The following is a 26,645-nucleotide window of genomic DNA, read 5'->3' on the forward strand; positions in this document are numbered from 1 at the left end:
GTGAGAACAATACCTGCGCCTCGTCGCGCAGGAGGGAATCCCGGCCCCGCCGCACAGACGCTGCAGCACCGGGCGAGCGCGCTCCAAAACGGGGCATCTCCTGCAGGAGATGCCCCGTCAATGCCACTGCAACGAGAATTACTGCTCGCGCAGGATCTTCAGCATGCGCTTGAGCGGTTCGGCTGCGCCCCACAACAGCTGATCGCCAACAGTGAAGGCCGAGAGGTACTCGCCGCCCATGTTCAGCTTGCGCAGACGCCCCACCGGAATGGACAGCGTACCGGTGACAGCGGCCGGTGTCAGGCCGGCAATGGTGGCTTCCTTGTCGTTGGGAATCACCTTCACCCACTCGTTGTGCTTGGCGATGCGCTCCTCGATTTCATCTAACGGCACATCCTTCTTCAACTTGATGGTGAAGGCCTGGCTGTGCGAGCGCATGGCGCCGATGCGTACGCACAGACCATCGATCGGGATCGGGTTGGATTGCAGACCGAGGATCTTGTTGCTCTCGACGCTGCCCTTCCACTCCTCGCGGCTCTGACCATTGTCGAGCTTGGTGTCGATCCACGGCAGCAGGCTGCCAGCCAGAGGGGCGGTGAAGTTGTCGACCGGGAAATCACGGCCCTGCATGGCCGCGGCCACCTTGCGGTCGATGTCCAGGATCGCACTGGAAGGATTGTCGAGCTCGGTCTTGACCACGTCGCGCAGTGCGCCCATCTGATTGAGCAGCTCGCGCATGTGCTTGGCACCGGAGCCGGAGGCGGCCTGATAGGTCATGGAAGTCATCCATTCGATCAGGTCGGCCTCGAACAGCCCGCCCAGTCCCATCAACATCAGGCTGACGGTGCAGTTACCGCCGACGAAGGTCTTGGCACCACGCGCAAGTTGCGCATCGATGACGTGACGGTTGACAGGATCGAGCACGATGGTCGCCTCGTCCTCCATGCGCAGGGTGCTGGCGGCATCGATCCAGTAACCCTTCCAACCACTGCCGCGCAGATCGCCGTAGACCTGCTTGGTATAGTCGCCACCCTGACAGGTGATCACCACATCCAGCGCCTTGAGCTCGTCGATGTCGGTGGCATCCTTCAGCGGAGGTACGTCCACGCCGATGTCGGGGCCGGGTTGACCGACCTGGGAGGTGGTGAAGAAGATGGGCTCGATGCCATCGAAGTCTCCATCCTCCTGCATGCGTTGCATGAGCACGGAGCCCACCATGCCACGCCATCCGACGAAACCGACTTTCAACATGTGTGAAGTCCTCCTGGAAAGTATGAGGCCAATAGTATACACGACCCGGGCTCACCTCGCAGGCGAGCCCGAGCCCAGGGTAACGGCAGTGGTATGAGTTGGCGCTAAGCACGCATCGAAAGCCGCCAGCGCCGCACCGCCCATTTCGCGGGGGGAAACGGTGCGCATGCCCTCCGTGGCAATATCCGTCGTCCGCAGGCTCTCGTCCAGCACTTTCCCCATGCGGTACTCGACGCCGGGGCGATCGGACTCGTGGCGTGAGCCGTGCTGCCAAGCGCCAGGCGACCGCCAGCAGCGCGGCTACCTGGCAAAGCCCCCAAAGTGTCATATCAAGTAACAGTATGCCTTCCGGCAGCTGGCACAACATTGGCCTGAACTCTTTTTTCGAACCACTAGGCTTTTCGAACCACCAGGCTTTCCGAACCACCAGGCTTTCCGAACCACCAGGCCTACCATCTGGAGGATCGCAGCGATGCTTCACGACAGTGCCTGCCCTATCTCTCCCCCGCCGGCGCTACGCTTGCTGTTTCTCCTCGCCAGGCTAAAGCTCTCGAAGCTCCAGGAGCATGAAGCGAACGCTCTCTGTTCCCGCATTGAGGACTGGACGGAACTGACGTGCCTTGCCCAGGACACTTTCGTACTGCCTCTCGTCTATCACCACCTGAGCCGGCTCTCGCCGCCCTCCCTGCCCCAGAACCAAATGGCGCAGCTGCGGAGTCAATGCCTGATGAGCGTGGCTCAAAACCTGGGGATCGCGGCCGAGCAAAAACGGCTCGTGCATGAACTCCTCGTCCCACTGGATGTCCCCTATCTTTTTTTCAAGGGTCCCGCACTCGCCGCTCGCTACTACGATGACCCAGGCATGAGATGCTGCGGCGACATCGACCTGTTGGTCCCCCGCAGCCGAATGCCCGACCTGCTCGCCGCAGCTCTCCAGAGTGGTTATCAACCCAGCGATCCGCCGTGGCTGACCTCAGACAGGACCGCGCTGGATTTTGCCGTCGGTCGCCAATCCGTCATCAACATCCTGACTCCTGCGGGGATCGAGGTGGAAGTGCACTGCCAGTTGGACAAGCAAGCCGCACTCTATGATACCGAGGCTCTCCTCGCGGCCCGGGAAACACTGCAAGCGGGTGACACCACCCTCCATGTCATGCCGACAAACGAACTGTTCGTTTATCTCTGCTTGCACAACACGCGCCACTACTGGTCGCACCTGCACTGGCTGGTCGACCTGGATGCACTGCAACGTCATCCCGACTTCAACCTGACTGCCGTCTACGCCTGTGCCAGGAAGCGCGGCCTGACCTCAACCGTAGACGCCAGCCTGGAACTCAACAGCGCGCTGGCCAATCCCGATCTGGATGAAGCAATAGACAAGCTCAGTCGGCAGGGGCGTGAGCTGTATCAGGCCTGCCTAACCACTCTCCAAGGAGGGCTCGAGGCCGAACTGACATTACGACGCAAGCGGCCCGCCCCGAGTTTGCCTTCGACTGGCAAACTACCCGTCACTATCGGATCAGGAGTCGTTTACGGCGATGGGTACAACCCTTTCGACCCAGCTACTTTGACTATGCCAGCCGCCCCCTGCCACCAGGCTGGCAATGGCTCTATTACGTCACGCACCCCTGCCGGAAGCTGCGCAGCCTGATTACATCGAGAAGGTCGCACCCATGACTCCTACCAGGGCCAGGCAAAAATGGTGAACCTCAGGAAGCTGCTGGCTCCCGTCGATACCCTGAGAGCCATTCTTCCCCTGCTGTGGGTAAGCAGCCGGAAGTGGACGCTGCTGAGCACGCTGTTCATGGCAATGGAAGCGTGCCTGGGCCTCGCCACTCTCTACTTGCTGAAGCAGTTGGTCGACGTGGTCACCCAACTTCTTGGCGACGCTGCCTCGGCGGGCAGCTTCACCCCCGTATTGTGGTATGTCGCCCTGACCGGCATCACGACGCTTGCCTTCATAGCGGCACGCGCCTTGTCGAATCTCGCCAAGGAGATACAGTCGTTGCTGGTGGCTGACCATATTGACCAGGAGATACATGCCAGGGCGGTAACGGCCGATCTCGCGTTCTATGAAAGCCCGCGCTACTTCGACACTCTCGAACGCGCCCGGGAGGCGGGCAGCCATCGGCCGGTCCAGGTGGTGAGCAACCTCATGATGCTCGTCCGCAACTGCATCATGCTGACGGCCATTGCGGCGTTGATTCTTTCGCTCAATTGGTTGCTGGTACCGGTCCTGGCGATCGCCATCGTTCCGGCACTGCTGGTGAGGCTGCATTTCACCAGGCATCTTTACGACTGGCAGCATCGGCGTACGCAGATGGAGCGTCGCGCCGGCTATCTCGATTGGCTGATGACCTCTGACCACCATGCCAAGGAGCTGCGCCTCTACCAGTTGGGCGATCATCTAAGAGGCTGCTACGGCAGGCTACGCAGCCAGATCCGGCAGGAACGCCTGAACATCACCCAGCGACGCACACGAGTCGAAGTGGCTGTGGGTGCCATCGCCACCATCGCCTTCTTCAGTGCCCTGGCCTACCTCGCCTGGCAAACGGCAGAGGGTCGCAACAGTGTCGGCGACCTGGTTCTGTTCCTGCTGATATTTCAGCGCGCCCAATCCATGGGGCAGGAGTTGGTCCATCAATTGTCCAATCTCTACGAAGACCACCTTTACATGGGGTTGCTGATCGAGTTCCTGGCCATTCGCCCGGTCATCGCCGACCCGGCTTCCCCCGTTCCCCTGCCCGACCCGATGCGCGAGGGAATCCGGTTTCACGACGTCAGCTTTCACTACCCCGGATGCACCACTCCCGTTCTACGTCATATCGATCTCAGCATCGCCCCGGGGCAGATCGTGGCGCTAGTAGGCACCAATGGATCCGGCAAGACGTCATTGATCAAGCTGCTCTGCCGTCTCTACGACCCAACGACAGGCGAGATTACCTTGGATGGCGTGGACATACGCGACTACGGGCTTGAAGCCTACCGTCGTCTGTTCAGCGTTATCTTCCAGGATTATTCTCACTACGCCGAATCGGCACGGGAGAACATTCGCTTTGGCGATATCCAGGCGCCTTGCGACACCCCCGCCGTGCAAACGGCGGCACTCAAGGCCGATGCCGATGGCTTCATACAGGAGCTGTCCGCCGGCTACGATACTCCCCTGACCCGCATGTTCGATGACGGCCAGGAGATCAGTATCGGACAGTGGCAGAAGGTCGCCCTGGCGCGGGCCTTCATGCAGCAGTCCAGCGTGATCATTCTCGACGAGCCTACCAGCGCCCTGGATCCGGGTGCCGAGTTCAAGTTGTTCGAGAGTTTTCGAGAACGGATCGATCACCGAGCCGCCCTCATCATCAGCCACCGGCTTTCCACCGTAAGAATGGCTGACCATATCTACGTCATGGAACAAGGTGTGATCCACGAGAGTGGGACCCATGACGAGCTGATCAAGCGAGGAGGCATCTACTGCCGTTTGTTCAACCAACAGGCCCACCACTATCGCGAAGTGGACGCCTGAAATCGTCTCCGATCAGCAGGCCACCACCAGCCCTTCCGTCTCGAGCTGCTCCAGGAACTGCAATACGTCGCGCTCACAGGTTTCGCGCTCGACTGTGAACTCGGCCAGGAGCTGGTTGCAAATTCCAGAGACGCTCATCTCGTCCTGAATCAGGCTCCAGATACGTCCTCCTACTGCCTGAGTACCGTAGTACATGCCCCGTTCGGCATTGAACAGGACCAGATCGTCATTTACCTGAGAAGCGAGCAACGACGGATGCCGCTTCACCACCGTGGTCATCTTCATTCTTCGTTGACTCCCTGATAGCGCCGGACGATACGTGAAGAATTGTTTCTTCGGGTTGGCGCATCAAGGCAAGGCGCACCACCTTTTAGCACTAGGCAGAAGAGGTGGGAGATTCCCTATCGGCAGGCTGAGGTTTAGCCCTCTGAGAGAGTGGGCGAGACCACTCAGTCGACTGGCAAGAACTCATGTGGCCGGGTGTGCCATTATCAGGCCGCTCTCTCCCTGACGGGGTAGCAGCGCACGAAACTGGAAAGTGCAACGTAGGGTTCGTCCTGGTGTCCCAGGATCACCCCGCCGGCGTCCCTTACCCAGGCATGAGCCTTGAAGGTGGGGCGGCGCTGGGCATCCTGCTCTGTCAGGGTGCCCAGCACCAGGCAGGAAGATATCCGTCGCCGATGCATCATCCACTGAGCCGCCATGGCCAGCATGAGGCAGGTAAATGGCTCACCCATGCGCGAATTGAGGGCTCTTATCGACCAGCAGATCTCAAGCGCTCGAGAATCGCGATCGACGGCGTCCAGTTCAACCTCCCCCGCTGCCTGGTGGCCCAACCAGCGCGACCAGAAGCGAAACGGCAGGCCGCGAACCAACACCCAGGCCAAGGCCAACCACAGGGAACTCTCCAGTAGCAGAGCCTTGCGATGCCAAGGCAAGCGAACGAAACGGCGGAGGGTCTTCAACATGGTGAGTTCCATCGACGTACTTGTCACAAGCGTAGTCGAGAAACCCAACTCAGCGAAAAGCCCTCCGCCGCGGATCAATGCTGCCTGACATCAACCATCAAAGCGCTTCGAAGGCTGCCAGCACCGCGTCGCCCATTTCGCTCGTCGATACGGTGCGCGTGCCCTCGGAGGCAATATCCGCGGTCCGCAGGCCGTCATCCAGCACCTTGCCCACGGCCGTCTCGATTCGGCTGGCGAACTCGGGCTCGCCGAGAGAGTAGCGCAGCATCATCGCCACCGAGAGAATCGTCGCCAGCGGGTTGGCAATGCCCTTGCCGGCGATGTCCGGCGCGCTGCCGTGGCAAGGCTCGTACATGCCCTGCCCGCTCTCGTTGAGCGAGGCCGAGGGCAGCATGCCGATGGAGCCGGTGAGCATGGCGGCGGCATCGGAGAGGATGTCGCCGAACATATTGCCGGTGACCATCACGTCGAACTGCTTGGGCGCGCGCACCAGTTGCATGGCGGCGTTGTCGACGTACATGTGCGAGAGCTCGACGTCGGGGTACTCCGGCGCCAGCCGTTCCATCACCTCGCGCCACAGAATGGTGACCTCGAGCACGTTGGCCTTGTCGACGCTGCACAGGCGCTTGCCGCGCTTCTGCGCCAGCTCGAAGGCGACCCGGCCGATGCGCTCGATCTCGCTCTCGGAATAGATATAGGTGTTGAAGCCGACCCGCTGGCCGTCGCGCGCCTCGATGCCGCGGGGCTGGCCGAAGTAGATGCCGCCGGTCAGCTCGCGCACGATCATGATGTCGAGGCCCGCCACCAGCTCGGGCTTGAGGCTGGAGGCGCTGGCCAGCTGTGGGTAGGTGATAGCCGGGCGCAGGTTAGCGAACAGGCCGAGGTTCTTGCGCAGGCCGAGCAGGCCCTTCTCGGGACGCTTGGTGAGGTCCTCGAGCTTGTCCCACTTGGGTCCGCCCACGGCGCCGAGCAGGATGGCATCGGCGGCCTTGGCCTTGTCCAGGGTCACGGCAGGCAGCGGCTCACCGTGCTCGTCGTAGGCGCTACCGCCGACCAATCCTTCCTCGATCTCGATGTCGAGGCCGCGGGCCTGGCAGGCGGCAAGGATGCGGCTGGCCTGAGCAGTGATCTCGGGGCCGATGCCGTCACCCGGCAGTACCAGAATCTTGCGTGTCATCGTTGCTTCCTTGGTTAACTACCAACGTCGCAAGCGGGGCGCCGGGGGCAGGCCGGAGAGGAGGTCTTTTGCCATGGATGGCAAAAGTAGCGCCCAAGGACGGGTTCACAGCGCCTCCTCGCAGGCCTGCCGCCGGATCAGCCCCGCGGGGTGATGGGGATCGGCCCCGCACCAGCGACAGATGCAAAGTTAAGAGCGTTCAGACCTGAGCGGTATCGCGGAACAGCCACGGCCGGGCCTGGCGATGCCTCTTCTCGAAGGCGCGAATGGCGTCCTCGTCCTGCAGCGTGATGCCGATGTCGTCGAGCCCTTCGAGCAGACAGTGCTTGCGGAAGGCGTCGACCTCGAACTCGAGGATCTCGCCCGCGGGGGTGATCACCCGCTGGTTCTCGAGGTCCACGTCGAGGCGATAGCCTTCGCTGGCTTCCACCTCGCGGAACAGGCGATCCACGGTCTCTTCCGGCAGCGTGATCAACAGCAGGCCGTTCTTGAAGGCGTTATTGTAGAAGATGTCGGCAAAGCTCGGCGCGATCACCACGCGAAAGCCAAAGTCCTCCAGTGCCCAAGGCGCATGCTCGCGGGAGCTGCCGCAGCCGAAGTTGCGCCGCGCGAGCAGCACGCTCGCGCCCTGATAGCGCGGCTGGTTGAGCACGAAATCTGGGTTGAGCGGACGCTGGGAAACGTCCTGACCGGGCTGCCCCTCGTCGAGGTAGCGCAGCTCGTCGAACAGGTTGACGCCGAAGCCGGTGCGCTTGATCGACTTCAGGAACTGCTTGGGAATGATCAGGTCGGTATCGACGTTGGCCCGATCGAGCGGTGCGACGAGCCCTTCGGTGCGTTCGAATTTCCTCATGGCTCAGGCCTCCTCTGCAACGGGCTGGGCGTCGAGACGACGCACATCAACGAAGTGGCCGGCAATGGCGGCGGCCGCAGCCATGGCCGGGCTGACCAGGTGGGTGCGTCCACCGTAACCCTGGCGTCCCTCGAAGTTACGGTTCGAGGTGGAAGCGCAGTGCTCGCCGGCACCGAGCTTGTCGGCGTTCATTGCCAGACACATGGAGCAGCCCGGCTCGCGCCATTCGAAACCTGCCTCGATGAAGATCTTGTCGAGCCCCTCGGCTTCGGCCTGGCGCTTCACCAGGCCGGAGCCCGGCACCACCATGGCGAGCTTGATGGAGTCGGCTACCTTCTTGCCGCGCGCCACCTTGGCCGCCTCGCGCAGGTCCTCGATGCGCGAGTTGGTGCACGAGCCGATGAACACCTTGTCGAGCTTGATCTCGGTGATCTTCTGCTTGGGCGCGAGCCCCATGTACTCCAGTGCACGGGTGTAGCCGCGCTTGACGGTGTCATCGTTCTGCTCGGCCGGGTCGGGCACTTCGCCGGAGATGCCGGTGACCATTTCGGGGCTGGTGCCCCAGCTCACCTGGGGCTCGATCTCGGCGGCATCCAATGTGACCACCTTGTCGAACCGTGCATCCGCATCGGACACCAGGTTGCGCCAGTCCGCCACGGCGGCCTGCCACTGCTCGCCCTTCGGGGCGAAGGGGCGCTCGGCGAGGTACTCGATAGTGGTGTCATCCACCGCGATCAGGCCGACCCGGGCGCCGGCCTCGATGGCCATGTTGCACACCGTCATGCGTCCCTCCATGGAGAGGTCGCGAATGGCGCTGCCGGCGAACTCGATGGCATAGCCGGTACCGCCGGCGGTACCGATCTTGCCGATGATGGCCAGCACTACATCCTTGGCGGTAACGCCAGTGCCGAGCTTGCCCTCGACACGCACCTGCATGTTCTTCATCTTCTGCGCCAGCAGGCACTGGGTGGCAAGCACGTGCTCCACCTCGGAGGTACCGATGCCGTGGGCCAACGCGGCGAAGGCGCCATGGGTGGCGGTGTGGGAGTCGCCGCAAACCACGGTCATGCCCGGCAGGGTGGCGCCCTGCTCCGGCCCCACCACATGCACGATGCCCTGGCGCGGGTCGTTGATCTTGAACTCTTCGATGCCGAACTCGACGCAGTTGTCGTCAAGCGTCTGCACCTGGATCAGCGACACCGGATCCTTGATGCCGGCGTTGCCCTCGGCACGCTCCTTCACGGTGGTCGGCACGTTGTGGTCCGGCGTGGCCAGGTTGGCGTCGAGACGCCACGGCTTGCGCCCGGCCAGGCGCAGCCCCTCGAAGGCCTGCGGCGAGGTCACTTCGTGCAGCAACTGGCGGTCGATGTAGATCAATGCGGTGCCGTCGTCGCGCTCCTTCACCAGGTGCTGCGACCACAGCTTGTCGTAAAGCGTCTGGCCTGCCATATCGTTCTCCCGGGCTCTATGGCCCTTTTCTCATGCGGTCGGTCCCGAGTTGCCCCAGCACCGCGGCTTTACCGGCAACAGACCTGCGAGGAGGCGCTGTGAATACTTCCCTGTACGCTACCGATGCCCTGCTTCGCTCTCGCATCCTGCTCCGCTTGCAGGACCGGTGCTGGCCATCCATGGCCAGCCCGTTCGGAGCAATGCTCCTCACCCATGGCATCGGACCTCCTCTTCGGCCTGTTCCCGGCGCCGCTCACGTTGCAGCAGCCGCCAAGCTTATCCGTACTGGTGATTCACGCTTGGCTCTCTTTGGTGTCATCAAGTCTTGCGCGGCTCGCCCATAAAAGCAATTCATGTTATTTATTCATTGGATTCCCAATAGGAATACAAGCGATACGATGGACACCCAAAGCCTGCAAGCCTTCCTCGCCGTGGCCGACAGCGGCAGCTTCTCCCGCGCCGCCGAGCACCTGCACCTGACCCAGCCGGCGGTTTCCAAGCGCATCGCCACCCTGGAAGACCAGATCGGCGCGCGGCTGTTCGACCGCATCGGCCGCCGCGTCACCCTCACCGAGGCGGGCCGGGTGCTGCTGCCCCGCGCCCGGCAAATCCTCGTCATGGTAGACGACAGCCGCCGCGCGCTGACCAATCTCGAAGGTCAGGTGGCCGGCAGCCTGACCCTCGCCACCAGCCATCACATCGGCCTGCATCGCCTGCCGCCGCTGCTCAAGAGCTATACCCAGGCCCACCCTGAGGTACGCATGGACCTGCGCTTTCTCGACTCGGAGCTGGCCTATCAGGGGGTACTGGACGGCGAATTGGAGCTGGCCGTGGTCACCTTGGCCCCCCACCCCGACCCGCAGCTCGAGGTGGTACCGGTATGGGACGACCGGATGTGCTTCGTCTGCGCCCATGATCATCCGCTGGTCGGCCATGGGCGGCTGACGCTGCATGAACTGTGTGCCTTCGATGCCGTACTGCCCGGTCCCATGACCTTCACCCGCACGTTGATCGAATCGCGCTTTGCCGCTGCCGGCCTCGAGCTGCCGGTAGCTCTCTCCACCAACTATCTCGAAACCCTCAAGATGATGACCGCCATCGGCCTGGGCTGGAGCCTGCTGCCGGAGCGAATGGTAGTAGGCGAGCTCCACGAACTCGACGTGGAGCATCCGACCATCACCCGCTCACTGGGTTATCTGGTGCACCGCAGCCGTACGCTTTCCAATGCCGCACGGGCGATGCTGGCGCTGCTGGAGGAGGCGCGTGACGCGGCGAGTCGCCGAACATGAGAAAACATTGTTAGACTGCTCACAATCAGACCGACTCCACCTGGAGCCCTACACCACCGTGTCCTCTCCCGACTCTCCTGCCACATCGACGCGCCATGCCCTGGCGGGCGTGTTGATCCTGCTTGGGCTGGTGCAGCAAATCCTCGGTTTTACCGGGGCGCTACCTTTTCCGCACGGGGTCGGCTACGCCCTGTGGCTGGCCACGCTGCTACTGTGGCGTGATATTCCCCGGCGAACCCGTTGGCAGGCCGGAGCATTGGCAATCATCGGTCTCGCCCTGCTGGTGATCGCACGCTGGCACTATGGTGCGCAGATTGCCTGGCCAGCCGTCACCAGCGGTAACACCTACGTGGCGGCCATGCTGGTAGGGGTCAGCTTCATCGGGCTGATCGGCAACCGCAGCGGCAGGACGCGACCGCTCGGCCGCCCGATAACGGGGCGCCGGGGCACCCTGGGTACCTGGCTCGGCGTCCATCTGCTCGGCACCATTCTCAATCTTTCGACGGTGTTCATGATCGGCGACCGCCTGGCCCGTCGCGGCCCGCTAACCACGCCCCAACTGCTGGCACTGAACCGAGGACTCTCCAGCGCCGCGCTGTGGTCGCCCTTCTTCGCCTCCATGGGCGTGGTGATGACCCTGGCCCCGGGCATGGAATACTCCCGCATCCTTGCAGTGGGGCTGCCGCTGGCACTGCTCAGCGGTCTCCTGACGACACTAGAACTGTCGCGGCGCTTCGACTTGGCCGAGGTGTCAGGTTTCTCGCTCTCGCCGCGTAGCCTGCTGATGCCGGTATCGATGGCCATTCTGGTGATGCTGTTTCACTTTCAGCTCACGCCTCGGCTCGGCATCGTCAGCATCATCACGTTTCTGCTGCCGGCGGTGGCACTGGCCAGCAACCTCCCGGCCGGGCCGCGCTGGACCCTGCACCGTGTGCGCCAGCACACGCTGACGCGCCTGCCGGCGATGCGCGGCGAGATTGCCCTGTTCCTCTCGGCAGGTTTGCTGACCCTGGGACTTTCCACCTTCGTCGCCGCCGCGACGGGAAGTGAATGGCGGCTGTTCTCTCACTTCGGCTCGGCCCAGGCCGTGACCAGCTTTCTCGCCATCGTCGTCAGCGCCGTAGCCGGGCTGCATCCGATCATCGGCGTCTCGGTGCTGGCCTCGATGCTGGACCTGCGTGGCAGCGAGCAGACACTGTTCGCCTTTACCGCCCTGGCCTCCTGGGCGGTGGGCACATCGGTGGGGCCGCTGTCGGGAATCAATCTTTCGCTGCAGGGTCGCTACGGCGTCAGCGGCTATCGCATGATGCGTCACAACGTGGGGTACGCCCTGCTGCTCAGCGGCCTGGTGGTGGTGGCCATACTCACGCTCGATGCCTGGTTGTAAAGGCTCATTGGGAGATGCGGTAGAAATAGCGATGGCCGCACTGGTGGCAGGGTTCGATGCGAGTCACACCCTCCAGGTCGACGACCGCATCGCAGTGCACACAGGCCATGCGCCCGGGTGCCGCCACCTCACCCTCGCAGTAATCGGCCCGGGCCGCCTCCAGGTCTTCGTTGAGTTGAGCATTCTCGACGATGCTGCGGTCGGCGATGGAGAACAGCGAATCCACCACCTTGCGCGACAACTGGTCGAGGTCGATGCCCAGCCAAGCGGCTACACCGCGCCCACCCGCCCGCAGGTAGCGCCGCATGTCCATCAGGTCGCGCTCGACCCAGGCACGCAGCAAGGCGAGTTCATCCTTGGTGAAGTCCTCCAGCTCGGCCTCGAACTCGACCGCCTCATCCAGTTCCCGCTGCAGGTTCTCCCAGGTCAGGTCGTCGGCGCCCTCACGCAGCCTGGCCAGCATGCGCTCGTAGCCCTCACGCAGCCGATGTTCGCGATGGGAGTCGGGACGTTCGCTCATGGTCATCTCCTCGAAGCGGTTTTCGGCATGGACCGGGCATGGCCGGGCCTGCCCTACTGGGGTATCCTTGGTTACCATTTAGACGCCATCCCGCCGTCAGTTCAACGTTTTATCGTATGGCTGCCGGCCGGCAATGACGTCGGACAATTTTCTGCGCAACCGCACGGCGCTCCCGCGCCAACACACTCTAAGGTCATTTCGAAAGCCGATGGACGCACAGTACAAGCCCTTTGAAATCGAACGCGACGCCCAGGACTTCTGGGAAAAGAACCAGTGCTTCAAGGCGGTGGAGGATGCCAGCCGCGAGAAGTTCTACTGCTTGTCGATGTTCCCCTACCCCAGTGGCAAGCTGCACATGGGGCACGTGCGCAACTACACCATCGGCGACGTGGTCTCGCGCTTCCAGCGCATGCAAGGCAAGAACGTGATGCAACCCATGGGCTGGGATGCCTTCGGCATGCCGGCCGAGAACGCGGCGATTCAGAACCGGGTGCCGCCAGCCAAGTGGACCTACGACAACATCGACTACATGCGCAGCCAGCTCAAGGCGCTGGGGTTCGCCTACGACTGGAGCCGCGAGTTCGCCACCTGCGATACCGACTACTACCGCTGGGAGCAGTGGTTCTTCGCCAAGCTGGTGGAAAAGGGGCTGGTCTACAAGAAGATGTCCACGGTCAACTGGGACCCGGTGGACCAGACCGTACTGGCCAACGAACAGGTCATCGAGGGTCGCGGCTGGCGCTCCGGCGCGCTGGTGGAGCGTAAGGAAATCCCGTTGTGGTTCCTCAAGATCACTGACTACGCCGACGAGCTGCTCGCTGATCTCGACAAGATCGAGTGGCCCGAGCAGGTCAAGACCATGCAGCGCAACTGGATCGGCAAGTCGCGCGGCGTGGAGCTCAGCTTCGACATCAGGAACGCGGACGGCAGCGCCGCCGAGCCGCTGTCGGTCTATACCACCCGCCCCGATACGCTGCTGGGCGTGACCTACGTGGCGGTGGCGGCCGGCCATCCGCTGGCCAGGGCCGCGGCGGAAGGCAACGCCGAACTGGCCGCTTTCTGCGAGGAGTGCGCGCGCGGCGGCACCTCCGAGGCGGAGCTGGCCACCAAGGAGAAGCGCGGCATGCCTACCGGGCATGTGGCCGTGCACCCGCTGACCGGCCACGAGGTGCCCGTCTACGTGGCTAACTTCGTGCTGATGGAGTTCGGTACCGGCGCGGTGATGGCCGTTCCCGGCCATGACCAGCGCGACTGGGAGTTCGCCACCAAGTACGACCTGCCCATTGAAGCGGTGATCAGTGACGAGAGCGGCCAGGCCCCGGATCTTTCCGAGGGCGCCTACGTGGAATACGGCCGGCTGATCAACTCCGGCGAGTTCGACGGCCTGGACTTCGATGCCGCCTTCGAAGCTATCGCCGGCAGGCTGGCCGAGCTGGGTCGCGGCGAGGTGAAGATCAACTATCGCCTGCGCGACTGGGGCGTGGCCCGCCAGCGTTACTGGGGCGCACCAATCCCGGTCAAGTACGGCCCCGAAGGCCAGACCGTGCCGCTCTCCGACGACGAGCTGCCGGTGGCTCTGCCCATGGAAGTCACTGTCGACGCCAGCGGATCGCCGCTGAAGCGCATGCCCGAGTTCTATGACCTGGGCGACGGCTGGGTGCGCGAAACCGATACCTTCGATACCTTCATGGAGTCGTCCTGGTACTTCGCCCGCTTCTGCTGTGCCGACAATCGCGAAGCCATGCTCGACGAGCGTGCCGACTATTGGCTGCCGGTGGATCTCTACATCGGCGGTATCGAGCACGCCATCCTGCACCTGCTTTACGCTCGCTTCTTCACCAAGCTGATGCGCGACCTGGGTTTGGTGAAGGTCGACGAGCCGTTCCAGCGCCTGCTCACCCAGGGCATGGTCATCGCCGAAACCTTCTACCGCTCGACACCGAACGGCGGCAAGGAATGGTTCAATCCCGCCGATGTCGAGGTCCAGCGCGACGACAAGGGGCGCCCGGTCAGCGCGGTGCTGATCAAGGACGGCCAGCCGGTGGAGATGGGCGGCATCGAGAAGATGTCCAAGTCGAAGAACAATGGCGTCGACCCGCAGTCGATGATCGACCGCTTCGGCGCCGACACCGTGCGTCTGTTCATGATGTTCGCCGCCCCGCCGGAACAATCGCTCGAGTGGTCCGACTCCGGCGTCGAGGGTGCCAGCCGCTTTCTCAAGCGCCTGTGGCGCCTGGTCGCGGAGCATCTCGAAGCCGGCCAGCCGGGCAAGCTGGACACCGCTGCACTCAACGACACCCAGCGTGAACTGCGGCGCAAGACTCACGAGACGATCAAGAAGGCCAGCGACGACATCGGCCGGCGCACCACCTTCAACACCGCCATCGCGGCGGTGATGGAGCTGACCAACGCTCTCTCCAGGTTCGAGGATACTTCGCCACAGGGACTGGCCGTGGTCCGCGAGGCCGTGGAAGCCTGTGTGCTGCTGCTGGCACCGATCACGCCGCATGCCTGCCATGCGCTGTGGCGCGAGCTGGGCCACGAGGAGCCGGCCATCGATGCCTCCTGGCCGAAGGTGGACGAATCGGCGCTTGCACGCGATACCATCGAGCTGGTGGTACAGGTCAACGGCAAGCTGCGCGCCCGCATCGAGGTAGCCGCCGAGGCACCCAAGGAAGCCATTGAAGCCGAAGCCTTCGCCGCCGAGAACGTCCAGCGCCACACCGAGGGCAAGACGGTACGCAAGGTGATCGTGGTACCGGGCAAACTGGTCAATATCGTGGTGAGCTGACGCAGACCGAACGGGAGCCCTCATGCAGCGACGCGAATTTCTCAACCTTGCCATGGCCGCCGGAGCGGCCATGGCACTGACCGGCTGCGGCTTTCGCCTGCGCGGCTTCGATACGCCGGGACTGGCCCTGGAAGAACTCGCTCTGGCGGGAGATGACAGTGAACTGGCCCGCCTGGTGGAAGAGCGCCTGGTGGCAGTCGGTACCCAGGTGCACGACAACGCCCCACTGGTGCTCAACCTCGGCCCGGAGACCTTCCGTGAGCGCCAGCTGAGCGTTCTCGACAGCGGCCCGCAGGAGCGGGAAATGTCGCTCACGGTGCCCTTCTCGGTACAACGGCGTAGCGACGGTGCCTATCGGCTCTCCGAACAGCGCCTCGAGGTATCGACCCGTTTCACCGTCAGCGACGACAACCTGCTGGCCCAGGACGAACTCCGCGAGGAAGCACGCCAGGAGCTGCGCCAGGAGGCCCAGCGTCGTTTGTTCGAGCGTCTGCGCTCACTGACCGACGGCTCGTGAAAACGCGCTCCCGTGATCTCAATCGTGCGAGTTTTATCCAGCAGGCACTCCATTCAGATAGGTTCATGAAGGCACTCTCATGAAGGTCTTTGCCGACAAGCTGCCGGAAGCGCTGGCCAAGAAACTGCCCCCGGTGGTGATCGTGGCCGGCGAGGAGCCGCTGCAGCACATGGAAGCCTGCGATGCCGTACGCAGTGCGGCCCGTGAGAGGGGCATCGAAGAGCGGGACATTCTTCATGTGGAAGCCAACTTCGCCTGGGGGCGACTGCGCGAGGCGGCCGCCAGCCTGTCGCTGTTCGCCTCGAGCAAGTTGATCGAGCTGCGCCTGGGCAACCAGAACCTCGGCCAGGAGGGCGCCAAGGCGCTGAAGGAGTACGCCGACGCCCCGGGCAACCGCGACAATGTCTTGCTCGTCAGCATGGGCAAGCTCGATTACCGCCAGCAGAAGAGCGCCTGGTTCCAGGCGCTCGACAAGCTCGGGTTGTTCGTCCCGGTGTGGCCGGTGGACGTGGCGCGACTTGGCTTCTGGCTACGCGACCGCGCCGAGCGCCACGGTCTGACACTCGACCTGGATGCCGCCCGGCTGCTCGGCGAGCGCACCGAAGGCAACCTCCTCGCGGCCGACCAGGAGCTGCAGAAGCTGGCCCTGCTGTTGCCACCCGGCAGCCGCATCGGCCCCAGCCAGATTGCGGGTGGTGTGGAGGACAGTGCGCGCTATGACGTCTTCACCCTGACCGATGCCTGCCTCAAGGGCGAACGCGAGCGCGTCTCGCGCATCGTTCACGGCCTGCGTGGCGAAGGCGTCGAGGCCCCCATCGTGCTGTGGGCGCTGAATCGTGAGCTACGCACCCTGCTGTCGCTGCATCAGCACCTCGATCAGGGCCAGAGCTTCGAACACGCCTGCAAGGCGCAAAAACCGGCCATCTTCGACAAGCGCCGCCCCGCCTACCAGCAGGCCATCGGCCGTCTGCCCCGTAAACGCCTACACAAGCTGCTGCTGTTTTCCCAGCGCCTCGACCTCTCGATCAAGGGAGCCGCCAACTTGCCGCTGTGGGAGGGACTGCACGACCTGGCCCTGACGCTGGCCGGTGGCCGCGGCCTGCTTGCCGAATTGCCTTCTTCCTACCGTGTAGGTTGAGGTGGCCGCCCCCGCTCCGGAATCTCGCATATTGGATTATGCAAGGGCATGAAATTTCACGCGCTTTCTGCTTATACTTATAAAGCATCGTTGGAGCACGTGGACGACTGCGCTCACTGAACCGGGAGCGCTGGATCATTCAAGAGCCGGAAGCCTTTTCCCAAGAAGAAGGAATATTGATCATGAAAACTCTCCGCCGCTTTCTCAGTCCCCTGCTGATCCTGGCCCTGGTGCTCGGCAGCGTATCGGTTTCGGCCGCCCCGCTTCCCACCAGCGAACTGGTCTCCACCCAGGCGGCTCTCTCGGCAGAGCGTGGCGATGCCCACCGGGAGCGCATCAACGAGATCCTGTCCCGGGCCGAGGTCCAGGAGCAGCTCGTCGCCCAGGGCGTCGACCTGGCCGAAGTCGAAGCCCGCGTGGCCGCACTCTCCGATGAAGAGGCTCGTCAGATGGCCGAGCAGCTCGACCAGTTGCCCGCCGGCGCCAGTGTCGTCGGCGCCCTGCTGCTCGTCTTCCTCGTCCTGCTGGTCACCGATATCCTGGGTCTGACCAACGTCTTCCCCTTCACACGTTGATGGGAAACGTCATGCAAGGCCGTTTCAAGCCAGTCTGCAAGAACGCCCGCTTAGCGGGCGTTCTTCTATTGAGCCTGTGGCTGCTGATGCTGACGGGTTGTGCCGCCACGCCGCGCCTCGCCGAAAGCACCGAGCAAACTCTGCCGCGAGGGGCAATGATCGAAGGCGTACCCTTCCACGCCCAGCGCGAATACCAGTGCGGTCCCGCCTCACTGGCCATGGTGCTCAACCACGACGGCGTGGACGTGGCCATGGAACGCCTGATACCACAGGTGTTCATCCCCGGCCGCGAGGGCAGCGTACAGCCCGAGATGCTCGCCACCGTCAGGCGCCATGGCCGCATCCCCTACGTTCTGAACGACAGTCTCGATGCCCTGCTTACCGAAATCGCCGCCGGCCATCCGGTGGTGGTCATGCAGAACCTTTCGCTGCCGGCCTGGCCGATGTGGCATTACGCCGTCGCCATCGGCTACGATCTGGAGGCTAGTGAGCTGATCCTGCACAGCGGTGAGGAAGCGGAACGCATCGAATCGTTTCGCCGCTTCGATGCAACCTGGGCGCGCAGCGATCGCTGGGCCTTCGTCGCATTGTCGCCCGGCGAACTGCCCAGCGGTGTCAATGAGCAGCGTGCCCTACAGGCCATCTCTGCCTTCGAACAGGTTCAGGGAGCCGGCGCCACGTTGCCCGCCTGGGAAGCCTTCACGGCGCGCTTTTCCGCTTCCGGCATGGGCCACTTTGCCCTGGGCAACGCCCGCTACGCGACAGGAGATACACCAGGCGCCATCGAGGCATTTCGTACTTCAGTGGCACACCGAGACGACTTGGGCGTAGCATGGCTGAACCTCGGGTTGGTGCTGCTGGCTCAAGGGGAAACCGACGAGGCCCGCCAGGCACTGGGGCGTGCCGCTGAGCTGCCCGGACACTGGCAGCCACGCGCCAGGGAGGCCCTGGAACGGTTGTAGCGTTTCGACAGCAAAGGGAGACGGTGTGAGCTACGAGATCGTACTCAAGCGAATCTACAGCCCGAGCGAACCCACCGACGGCGCCCGGGTTCTGGTCGATCGCCTCTGGCCTCGCGGCAAACGTCGCGAGAGCCTCGATCTAACCGAGTGGTATCGTGATGCATCACCCTCGCCTCTGCTGCGGCGGCAGCTCCACGAGGGCGAGATCAGTCCGGCTGTCTTTGCCGTGCGCTATCGCGGCGAGCTGCGCGACGATCCGGCGAGTCTCGTACCCTTGATGCGCTATGCCCGCCAGGGCAAGTTGACGCTGCTTTCCGCCGCACGCAACCTGGAAGAATCCTACCTTCCATTGCTGCAGCAGGCCCTGCTGGAGGCACTGCGAGATGAGGACATGGGGGACCTCGAGCCTGCCTCGCCGCCGTGTTACCGGCACCAGTTCAAGGAGGAGTGAGCGTATCTTCTTCTCCCGCCATGAACGAAAAAACGCCTGACGGAGCAAGTCCGTCAGGCGTTTTTTCGTTCATGGCAATGGCCGGATTCCATTCACCCAGGCAGGAAATCGTCAACCGCCCATGTTTACGCCACCTTCTGCGGCTGGATATTGACGGCTGCGGCACGCAGCGCCAGGTTTGCCTGGTTCGCCTCGAGAACGCTCGGCACGGTCAAGGTGAACTCCTGATAGCAGCGCTGTAAGGCATTCAACTCGGCAGACAGGTCCAGACGGGACGTGAGAACGGCCAAGCTCTCCGCCCCGCCGTGAAAGGCCCGCGACAGGATGACCCACTCCGACCCGAGCCGGGCATGCTCGCTGATGATCCACTCCGCTGGCACCGTGCCCTGACCGATACTGCCGACACCGCCAATGCCGAAGATGACCCCAGCCTCGCGGCAGAGCGCCGCCGGGCCGTCGAGCAGACGCCCCCCCAGCACCTCGAAGAGAAAATCGAGGTGCATGTCGATGCACAGGTCATTGAGACCGAAATGCACGCGGTCCTCGCCATCCAGCAGCGGCAGGATCACCGGCAGGCGCGCCAGACTCGCCGCCGTCTCCACCAACAACGTGACCGGAACCCTCCCCGCCACGGCGCGCTTGAAGTCGACCACCTCGGCAACACTGCGAAACATCGGCAGCATCAGCCGCTGGGCGCCGGCGTCGATGGCCGCATCGACCTCTGCCGAAGTACCCTCCCAGGGTGGGTTGATCCTTACCATCACCTCCGCCGTGGTGAGCACGGCAGAGATACGCGCCACATCGGCATAGGTGTGCGCACTCTTGTGAGTGTCCAGATGTCCCTGTCGCTCAGCCTTACCGCGAGTCTCCATGTCGATGAAGAGGGTATCGACGCCACAGGCCTGGGCGTGCAGGGCAATTTCAGGCACGACGGTAATCAGCATGGTGTGCAAGTGTTTCACTTGGCTTCCCCCACGTCATGTTGGCGCCGACTCTTCCTGTATTGGCGCCAGTTCCGTTCAGTGCTGCCGTAGATATCCTTGAAGGTCAGCACGACATAGGCCGTGGCCAGCATGAGCCACAGGTCGAACCCGACGCTGGCCCGCTCGGTGTAACGCACGTCCAGCGCCAGTTGCTCCAGCCAGCCGAGGCTGCGGCGTCCCTGCACCTGGGCCAGTCCCGTCAGCCCTGGGCGCACCGTGAAACGCTTCATGTATTCATCCGGCACGGCCTCGACCTGCTCGATCAGTACCGGGCGAGGGCCTACCAGGCTCATGTCACCCTTGAGGATGTTGAAGAGCTGGGGAAGCTCATCGAGGCTCGTCGCGCGCAGATAGCGCCCCATGCGGGTAATGCGCGGATCCTGGCCCGAGCGAATCACTCCTTCGGCCAGCGGGTCGATCGCCGCGGCATCGCGCTGCTGCATGGTGCGAAACTTGTAAATGCGAAATGGCGCAAGGTTTCGTCCTACGCGACGCTGAATGAACAGTGCCGGACCCGGCGAATCGCAGCGGATCAGCAGCGCTATCAGCGCCAGTAGCGGGGCCAGAACCAGCAAGGCCGATGCGGATACGGCAATATCGATGCTGCGTTTGATGGCGGCATTCATGAGGCTTACCTGTACGAAGTGACTCCGACACCTGGCGTCGCCGCAGTCGCGGCTCTCATGTGGAGAATCGCGCCGGGTTCACGGTGAAACGGTGTGCGTCCGGTGGACGATCAGGAGTGGGATGGCTGGCTCGAGAGGGGCGATACCGCTTGCAGCAGCCGTTCCGCCATGGCGCTTTCACCGCCGGCGAACTGACCCGCCAACATCGGGTCGTCGATATACCAGCGGTGCGCAGCCAGGCAGTAGCGCTTCACGATATCGCCGCCTCCATCATGCGCATCGACAAGGATCGGCTTACCGCACAGGCGCGCCATCCACGGCAGCCGGGTCTCGTCGCTGGCGAACAGGATGACGGCATGGCCATAAAGCCCGGCCTTGATCAACCGCCCCCTCGCCTCCACAGGGCGGCAGGACCAACGGCGACGGAGGCGACGCGCTGCGTCGTCACGCCCATGCCGGCCAGCACCATCTCGATATGCGCTGCGAGCATGGCGGCCTCTTCGCCACTCACCTCGAAGAGCACTGGCGCGACCGGCCGCTTCAACAGCACCCGGTGCCGGAGCCCCAGAACGAACCGGCGGCGACGGCGAAACGCAAGCGGCACGCCGCCGTCGCGCAGAGAGGCCCATCCTGCCCTCAGCAGGAACGTGGCACGCACGAAGCCAGTGATACGGCGTCCGGACAGGATCGCCTGGACCCGGTCAGGCAACGCCGTGTTGAAGGTTGCGCGAAGATCCCCAAGCCATGCCTCACGCTGCCCGACCGGAGCCGAATGCCACTGCAGGCAGGACTCGGCCAGGCGATTCGGGCTGACCGTCTTGCCACGCAGCAGTTTGCGCATCAACAGGTCGGAAACCGCTGCCACACCGCTGAGCGCTGGGCCATGACGACCGGGACGCACCTGGATCAGCGCTTCACGACAGGTCAGCGCCCCCCGACTCTGAGGTCTCCGTAGGTGATGTCCAACAGTTGCCCCCGAAGCGCTGCGGCATCACCAGCACGAGGTGTCGCAACCAGCGGGGGTCGGACTCCAGCGAGACGGTGCCTACCGCAATGGGGGCCAGGGCACGGACGAAAGGGCGTATGTCCTGGCTGTGGACCCAAAGATCGAGATCCTTGACCGTGTCGGCAGCGAGCCAGGCGGCAAGGCCGCTCTTGCCGCCGCGCAGGGCCCAGCGAGTGCCGTCGGGAATCGTATCTTTCAGGGCTTCGAGCAGCGCGAGCTTGGCTGGCGTACCTCCCTGCCCCGCCCCCCGCGCGCTGCCTGGTCGTGTGGATTCATGCCATACCCTCCAACGGTCGCGCGACCTGGGCGATCGACATTTCATCGAGCATCTGCCGATTGACGCGCGCGGTGGTGAAACGCTCCTCCAGCAAGGCTCTACCCGCTCGCCCCATGCGCCCGACCAGGCTCGGATCGCGGATGAAGGCATGCATCCGCTCAGCTAGCGCCTCGGCATCGCCCGGGGGCACCAGCCAGCCGTTGCCCCCCTCCACCACAGTCTCGCGGCAGCCTGGCGAATCGCAGGTAATGATCGGCCGCCCCGTGCTCATGGCTTCGAGCAGGCTGCGCGGGATCCCCTCGCGATAGTAAGAAGGCAGCACCATCACCGATGCGGCACGCAGATGGCCACGCACGTCGCGAACCTTGCCGGGAAGCGTGACATGTCCCTCTTCGCGCCACGCCGCTACCTCAGCCGTGCCAATCGCATTGACCGTGGTTTCGTCGACATCGCCCAAGGCGATGAACTCCACCTCGGGATGATCCGGCGCGAGCCGCCGCGCCGCGTCGACGAATTCGCGAATGCCCTTCTCCTCCAGGAAGCGTCCCATGAAGAGAAAACGAAGCGGAGCGGAAGACGGTTCGCTAAAGGGATACTCGTCGGGATCCACCCCAGAGCCATCGACCACCACGCTGCGTGTGACGCGACGAAAGAGAAAACTCTGCTGGAGTTCGTCGCGATCATCGGGATTTTGAAAGAAGAACGTTCGGCTCAAGCCACCCGATAGGGCATAGCAGAGACCGACCATGGCACGGATCAAGCGCGTGCGCCGATCTTGCCAGCCGTAGAGATAGCCGAGTCCTGTCGCCAGGCAATAGGTCTCGCTCACTCCCGCCAATCTTGCCGCCGGGATGCCAAGCACGATCGGCTTGACGGAATAGGCGAACACCGCACGTGGTGCAATGGCCCGGATCAGCCGACGCAACTCGAGAAAGCGCGCGATTTCCCCTCGCAGGCCCATGCTGTGTCGCTCGAGATGGTAGCGCCAGGTGGTGACTCCCAATGCCCGCACCTCCGGCAGAAAATCCTCGTCTGGCACCAGGGCACCGACGCTGAGTCCACGCTCCTGCAGATCACGGATCAGCGCCCCCCGATTGACCGCCAACGATCGCGTATTGGCCGCGATGAACAGGATGTCCTTCTGTTCGAAACCAAGGTGCTCGAAACTGGAGTGCTCGAAACCGGAGCCATTCGACATGTCAATAACCTCGCTGCGGAAAGACTTCCGTAAGCAACGGCGCTCCTGCGAGATAGGCGGCCATGTTATCCCTGAGTACCGCCAACCCAAGCTCATGGCCCGAGTCGAAGCGACCCGCAACATGCGGCGTGATAAGCAGATTCGGCGCGGTCCACAAGGGCGAATCGTTCGGCAGGGGCTCCTCGCGAAACGCATCCAGGACCGCTCCGCGAAGGCGTCCGGCATGCAGGGCTTCGATCAACGCTTCTTCATCCAAGAGTTCGCCTCTGGCAACGTTGACGAAGATCGCACCGGGCTTCATGGCCTCGATCACGTTGCGCTCGAAGACGTTGCGGGTCTCGGGGGTAAGCGGCAAGGCACAAAAAACGTAATCGAAGCTACCGATCACCTCGGCCAGTGCATCGAGGCGATGGACATACCGGAACGGTGCCCGTGGCCCCGTCCCCCGTGCGATGGCCTCGACCGACACCCCCAGGCTATCGAACACGGCCCCCACGGGGAGGCCGATTCCCCCGCTCCGCATACCAGCAGACGCTTGCCGGACAGCTGGCCCAGGACCGGCCTCTCCCAGCGTCCACTCGCTGCGTTTTCGACGAACGTGCCAATCCGCTTCTCGAAGTGCAGCAGTACCGCCAGCAGGTACTCCGTCATGGCGCGGGCATGTATGCCGCGCACGTTGGTGATGCGAAACGCCACCGGATCGTTACCGATGGCTGCGAGGAGACGATCCACACCGGCGCTCATGATCTGCACCCAGCGCAGAGACACCGGAGGAGCCGCCAGATCAGCGATGAGCGCTCCGCCCTCGTGCCCCACCACGACCTCGGGCGTACGGTCGCACAGCGAGCCCGGCCTGCTGCAATCGAGCAGCGTCAGCTCAGGCACTAGCCCGGTCAGGGTCGAGCGTATCTTCCGCTCCCAATCGTCATAGCTCTGTGAAGGAAAGCAGAGACCCACTTTCATGACGCACCTCGAAGCCATCGGGAGGAACATGATCGCCAGGCCACGCTTCTGACCGGGTTCAGCAGCCCAGCATTGGGTTACACCACCCCAGCGGAAGAGGTCTGTACCAGATCCGGCCTCGACGGCTGCCCCAGTCCCAGGGTCAGGGCCAGCGCGCAGAGCGCCTCGTTGGACAGGCTGGCGGCGCTGTTATCGAACGTGACCACACGCAACTTGCCTGCCGATTCCAGCGCACGAATGGCATCGAGCACTTCTTGCACGACTTGGCTCGGGCTGTGCACGGCCGAGTGCCGCCTATCCAGCACGCTCTGCCCACCCATCCTGTTGTGCTGCCTGTGGCGAATCGCCTCCGCCCCGGCCACGACATGCAGTACGACGATCGGCCGCGGGGGCAGCAAAGAGAGCGTCAGCGCGACCCAATCCTGCAAGGGAAAGGCCGGGCCTGCCGACCTGGTACGGAAACGCAGCGACCAGATGGCCTGGAAGACGCCCTGACAGAGCAGAATCGCGCCCTCATGGCGGTGCAGCCGCTGGAGCATTGAAAGCAGTTGGATCCAGTTCAACAGTGCGCGGCCCGCTTCCGGCAAACTGACCCAAGGTGTGTGCCAAACGAGCGAGGTCAGCCGGCGCCATTCGCTGCGCAGGGTTGGCAGATAGCTCAGGATGAGCCATAGCTTCCTGGGTACCCTGGACAACCGTTGGCCCCTGGAGATGGGAAAGAGTTCGCTCTGGACGCCCGCTTGACGCACCTCGGGAAGCGCCAGCAGCCGCCCGGTCACGTAGCTCTTGCCGACCGCAGGGCATCCGAATGCCTCGATATAGGGCGCCATCATCGATCTTGTTCCAGGTGGCGTTCGACAACCGCCAGGACTTCCTGAAGCGTACCCAGGTTGTCGATGCGCTCGACCCGGTGCGCAATGGGCTGGAAGTCGAGGTTGTCGCGGAAGCGTCGCACGATATCCTGGGTGCTCTCCTTGTCCGCCTTGACCCGCGCCGCGTTGCGGGCAATCGCCGTTTGCTCGTCCACGACCAGGTGAAAGACGATATCGGCTGGCTCGATGCGCCGATAGATGGCTCTCTCCCAACCGGCCAGCAGCCGCAGCACGGCACCGTTTAACCCCGGCAGCCCCGTGGCGATCCTGGGGCCATCCATCTTGCCGTACTCGAGCGTCGGCCAACGATCCGCCACCACGGTAACGCCGGCTCGGGCCAGACGGCGCGCGTGCCGGGACAGGCGCCAGCGCAGCACGGCGAGCACCAGGCTGGACAGCGCATCTCGCAGGCGAACCTTGCACCCGCCTTGGCCCCGACTCTTCTCGCCGCCTTCCCCCGTGTCGTCCCCGTTACGCCATCGGCGCCGTAGCGTCTCGAGCCAGGCCGCTTGCGGCTTGCCAGCGCTGACTCGTGCAATCCGCCCCGTAGCCCCAAACGCGCAGCGAGCCGTTCCACGACGGTCGACTTCCCGGCACCATCGACCCCGGAGACGGCAAGGATGCGACCCGTTCGAGGTACATCACCCTGGAAAACACCGATGTCCATGCAGCCTCCGACTAGATCCGTTCCTTGATTCTTTTCACGATCGTGCTGCAGGCTTCCATCCCATCTCCCCCGCCGTGCAGCCGTTGGAAGCGTTCCGCCCTGGCCACGGCTTCTTCCAGCACCTCGGGATTCAGCACCGCTGCCAGGGAGTCGACTTTCAGAGCGGGCTCCGTTTCTCCATATGCCGCATAGAGCCCGGTATCGCTGGCGAGATACTCCTCGAGATCGGGTGCATAGAGAAACGAGGGACGTCCCAAGATGCAAAAATCGTAGATCACGCTCGAATAGTCGGTAAGCAGTACATCGACATCCTGCAACGTGGAGTTGATATCGTTTATCTGCTGGCAGGTAACTTCCAGGAAGCCCAGCTTCGACAGCTCCGGCCCGGCCTCGGCATCCATGTCGATCAGCAGGGAGGGGTGGGGTCTCAGCACGACGAAATAGTCCTGCTCATTCGCCATTCGGACAAAGTCTACGAAATCCGGCCCCAACTTTAGCTGGAACGAACGATTGGCGCGGCGCGTTGGAGCGTACATGATGATTCTGCTGAACCGACCGTCGCGGCGGATACCCGTCTCGCGCTCGATCACCTGCCAAAGAATTCCTTGGCTCTCGACGATCCCCTTCCAGCGTGGGTAGCCGGAATTGACGACGGTAATGGAACTGCCCCGATAGGCACTCTCGAAGCGACACTTGGAAAGCTCGGAGGAAACGAAGGCGATGACGGGTGATTTACGCTGTGGACTGATGGATCGGACGTAATCGTAAAAGCCTCGCGGCAGGTAACCGGGGCAGGCTGCTTCATTGTCCCTCCCCATGCGTTTCATTGGCGTACCATGCGTGATCTTGAAAACTTTGGCACGGTATGAAGCGAATGGGTTGACATCATCCGCTGAATGGCTGACCACGGCCACGCTCGCACGAAGCGAGTAAAAGATTCCCTTCAGCGATAGCCAATGATAGGCCAGATGGCCGTGCGACTTCACTTTTTCGACCACTTCGTGGGATTTTGATATCCACACCGGATGGATGGTACTTTCCCGGTCACTCAGCGATTCGAAGAGATAGCGTGGATTATCGGAATATTGCATACCGTTCCACGCCCCGAACACCCATATAGAGCTATCCTTTCTCACCACGAACGATAGCATCACCAAGGGGAGAAACACCGTCGCAGTCAATCCGCGTCGCACCAGAGCAAGCAT

Annotated in this window: 27 protein-coding genes; 10 read left to right on the top strand and 17 right to left on the bottom strand. The window is 63.2% G+C overall.

The window, feature by feature from the left end:
- Nucleotides 1-138: 138 nt before the first annotated feature.
- The gene (gene asd / locus EKK97_RS14345) at nt 139-1,251 is read right to left on the bottom strand and encodes an aspartate-semialdehyde dehydrogenase (protein WP_159552878.1); all 1,113 of its coding nucleotides are present in this window, start codon (nt 1,249-1,251) and stop codon (nt 139-141) included.
- A 520-nt stretch (nt 1,252-1,771) separates the two neighbouring features.
- Here asd and EKK97_RS14350 point away from each other — a divergent pair.
- The gene (locus tag EKK97_RS14350) at nt 1,772-2,902 is read left to right on the top strand and encodes a nucleotidyltransferase domain-containing protein (protein WP_159552880.1); all 1,131 of its coding nucleotides are present in this window, start codon (nt 1,772-1,774) and stop codon (nt 2,900-2,902) included.
- Between the two features lie 51 nt (nt 2,903-2,953).
- On the top strand, nt 2,954-4,771 hold the full coding sequence (locus EKK97_RS14355) for an ABC transporter ATP-binding protein (RefSeq protein WP_159552882.1): 1,818 nt from the start codon (nt 2,954-2,956) through the stop codon (nt 4,769-4,771).
- A 12-nt stretch (nt 4,772-4,783) separates the two neighbouring features.
- On the opposite strand, the gene EKK97_RS14360 is transcribed toward EKK97_RS14355, so the two are convergent.
- The 5 genes from EKK97_RS14360 to leuC all read right to left on the bottom strand — a co-directional run bounded on the left by EKK97_RS14360 (nt 4,784) and on the right by leuC (nt 9,218).
- Nucleotides 4,784-5,056, bottom strand: coding sequence for a PqqD family peptide modification chaperone (locus tag EKK97_RS14360; RefSeq protein ID WP_159552884.1), 273 nt, complete (start codon nt 5,054-5,056; stop codon nt 4,784-4,786).
- Between the two features lie 206 nt (nt 5,057-5,262).
- Complete coding sequence (locus EKK97_RS14365) at nt 5,263-5,739, bottom strand: lasso peptide biosynthesis B2 protein (RefSeq protein ID WP_159552886.1); 477 nt, start codon at nt 5,737-5,739, stop codon at nt 5,263-5,265.
- Nucleotides 5,740-5,836: 97 nt separating this feature from the next.
- Entirely contained in the window at nt 5,837-6,916 is a 1,080-nt protein-coding gene (leuB, locus tag EKK97_RS14370) for a 3-isopropylmalate dehydrogenase (protein WP_159552888.1), read from the bottom strand.
- Between the two features lie 199 nt (nt 6,917-7,115).
- Nucleotides 7,116-7,769 carry a 3-isopropylmalate dehydratase small subunit gene (gene leuD / locus EKK97_RS14375; protein ID WP_159552890.1) on the bottom strand — a complete coding sequence of 218 codons (654 nt, stop codon included), beginning with the start codon at nt 7,767-7,769 and terminating at the stop codon, nt 7,116-7,118.
- A gap of 3 nt (nt 7,770-7,772) precedes the next feature.
- Nucleotides 7,773-9,218, bottom strand: coding sequence for a 3-isopropylmalate dehydratase large subunit (gene leuC, locus EKK97_RS14380; protein WP_159552892.1), 1,446 nt, complete (start codon nt 9,216-9,218; stop codon nt 7,773-7,775).
- Between the two features lie 398 nt (nt 9,219-9,616).
- Here leuC and EKK97_RS14385 point away from each other — a divergent pair, with 398 nt between their 5' ends.
- Nucleotides 9,617-10,507 carry a LysR family transcriptional regulator gene (locus EKK97_RS14385; protein WP_159552894.1) on the top strand — a complete coding sequence of 297 codons (891 nt, stop codon included), beginning with the start codon at nt 9,617-9,619 and terminating at the stop codon, nt 10,505-10,507.
- Between the two features lie 58 nt (nt 10,508-10,565).
- Entirely contained in the window at nt 10,566-11,894 is a 1,329-nt protein-coding gene (locus EKK97_RS14390) for a hypothetical protein (RefSeq protein WP_159552896.1), read from the top strand.
- 4 nt (nt 11,895-11,898) lie between these two features.
- Here the strand turns inward: EKK97_RS14390 and EKK97_RS14395 are convergent, their stop codons facing one another.
- Nucleotides 11,899-12,414, bottom strand: coding sequence for a zinc ribbon-containing protein (locus tag EKK97_RS14395; RefSeq protein ID WP_159552898.1), 516 nt, complete (start codon nt 12,412-12,414; stop codon nt 11,899-11,901).
- 208 nt (nt 12,415-12,622) lie between these two features.
- Between EKK97_RS14395 and leuS the strand changes: the two genes are divergently transcribed.
- The 6 genes from leuS to EKK97_RS14425 all read left to right on the top strand — a co-directional run bounded on the left by leuS (nt 12,623) and on the right by EKK97_RS14425 (nt 18,848).
- Nucleotides 12,623-15,205, top strand: coding sequence for a leucine--tRNA ligase (gene leuS / locus EKK97_RS14400; RefSeq protein WP_159552900.1), 2,583 nt, complete (start codon nt 12,623-12,625; stop codon nt 15,203-15,205).
- 22 nt (nt 15,206-15,227) lie between these two features.
- Nucleotides 15,228-15,722 (top strand): LPS-assembly lipoprotein LptE, encoded by a 495-nt coding sequence (locus EKK97_RS14405; RefSeq protein ID WP_159552902.1) that lies wholly within the window; start codon nt 15,228-15,230, stop codon nt 15,720-15,722.
- Nucleotides 15,723-15,801: 79 nt separating this feature from the next.
- Entirely contained in the window at nt 15,802-16,860 is a 1,059-nt protein-coding gene (gene holA / locus EKK97_RS14410; RefSeq protein WP_159552904.1) for a DNA polymerase III subunit delta, read from the top strand.
- A gap of 182 nt (nt 16,861-17,042) precedes the next feature.
- Nucleotides 17,043-17,435, top strand: a complete 393-nt coding sequence (locus EKK97_RS14415) for a PA2779 family protein (RefSeq protein WP_159552906.1) — start codon at nt 17,043-17,045, stop codon at nt 17,433-17,435.
- A gap of 11 nt (nt 17,436-17,446) precedes the next feature.
- On the top strand, nt 17,447-18,397 hold the full coding sequence (locus EKK97_RS14420; protein ID WP_159552908.1) for a PA2778 family cysteine peptidase: 951 nt from the start codon (nt 17,447-17,449) through the stop codon (nt 18,395-18,397).
- Between the two features lie 25 nt (nt 18,398-18,422).
- The gene (locus EKK97_RS14425; protein WP_159552910.1) at nt 18,423-18,848 is read left to right on the top strand and encodes a DUF488 domain-containing protein; all 426 of its coding nucleotides are present in this window, start codon (nt 18,423-18,425) and stop codon (nt 18,846-18,848) included.
- A gap of 125 nt (nt 18,849-18,973) precedes the next feature.
- Here EKK97_RS14425 and EKK97_RS14430 read toward each other — a convergent pair whose 3' ends face one another.
- The 10 genes from EKK97_RS14430 to EKK97_RS14475 all read right to left on the bottom strand — a co-directional run bounded on the left by EKK97_RS14430 (nt 18,974) and on the right by EKK97_RS14475 (nt 26,645).
- A complete protein-coding gene (locus EKK97_RS14430) occupies nt 18,974-19,810 on the bottom strand; it encodes an aldolase/citrate lyase family protein (RefSeq protein ID WP_201296896.1) in 837 nt (278 codons plus the stop codon).
- The gene (locus EKK97_RS14435; protein ID WP_159552912.1) at nt 19,807-20,457 is read right to left on the bottom strand and encodes a sugar transferase; all 651 of its coding nucleotides are present in this window, start codon (nt 20,455-20,457) and stop codon (nt 19,807-19,809) included. Before EKK97_RS14435 ends, EKK97_RS14430 begins: the two co-directional genes overlap by 4 nt.
- A 110-nt stretch (nt 20,458-20,567) precedes the next feature.
- Complete coding sequence (locus EKK97_RS14440) at nt 20,568-20,840, bottom strand: hypothetical protein (protein WP_159552914.1); 273 nt, start codon at nt 20,838-20,840, stop codon at nt 20,568-20,570.
- Entirely contained in the window at nt 20,837-21,298 is a 462-nt protein-coding gene (locus EKK97_RS14445) for a hypothetical protein (protein ID WP_159552915.1), read from the bottom strand. Before EKK97_RS14445 ends, EKK97_RS14440 begins: the two co-directional genes overlap by 4 nt.
- Nucleotides 21,299-21,371: 73 nt before the next feature.
- Nucleotides 21,372-21,785: a hypothetical protein gene (locus EKK97_RS14450; protein ID WP_159552917.1), complete on the bottom strand. Its 414-nt coding sequence runs from the start codon at nt 21,783-21,785 to the stop codon at nt 21,372-21,374.
- The gene (locus EKK97_RS14455; RefSeq protein WP_159552919.1) at nt 21,736-22,938 is read right to left on the bottom strand and encodes a glycosyltransferase family 4 protein; all 1,203 of its coding nucleotides are present in this window, start codon (nt 22,936-22,938) and stop codon (nt 21,736-21,738) included. Before EKK97_RS14455 ends, EKK97_RS14450 begins: the two co-directional genes overlap by 50 nt.
- Nucleotide 22,939: 1 nt before the next feature.
- Nucleotides 22,940-23,509 carry an NAD(P)-dependent oxidoreductase gene (locus EKK97_RS14460; protein ID WP_159555807.1) on the bottom strand — a complete coding sequence of 190 codons (570 nt, stop codon included), beginning with the start codon at nt 23,507-23,509 and terminating at the stop codon, nt 22,940-22,942.
- Nucleotides 23,510-23,978: 469 nt separating this feature from the next.
- Nucleotides 23,979-24,734 (bottom strand): hypothetical protein, encoded by a 756-nt coding sequence (locus EKK97_RS14465; RefSeq protein ID WP_159552921.1) that lies wholly within the window; start codon nt 24,732-24,734, stop codon nt 23,979-23,981.
- Nucleotides 24,731-25,150 carry a hypothetical protein gene (locus EKK97_RS14470; RefSeq protein ID WP_159552923.1) on the bottom strand — a complete coding sequence of 140 codons (420 nt, stop codon included), beginning with the start codon at nt 25,148-25,150 and terminating at the stop codon, nt 24,731-24,733. Before EKK97_RS14470 ends, EKK97_RS14465 begins: the two co-directional genes overlap by 4 nt.
- 301 nt (nt 25,151-25,451) lie before the next feature.
- On the bottom strand, nt 25,452-26,645 hold the full coding sequence (locus EKK97_RS14475) for a CDP-glycerol glycerophosphotransferase family protein (RefSeq protein ID WP_159552925.1): 1,194 nt from the start codon (nt 26,643-26,645) through the stop codon (nt 25,452-25,454).

The organism is Billgrantia tianxiuensis, assembly GCF_009834345.1.
Classification (GTDB): domain Bacteria; phylum Pseudomonadota; class Gammaproteobacteria; order Pseudomonadales; family Halomonadaceae; genus Halomonas; species Halomonas tianxiuensis.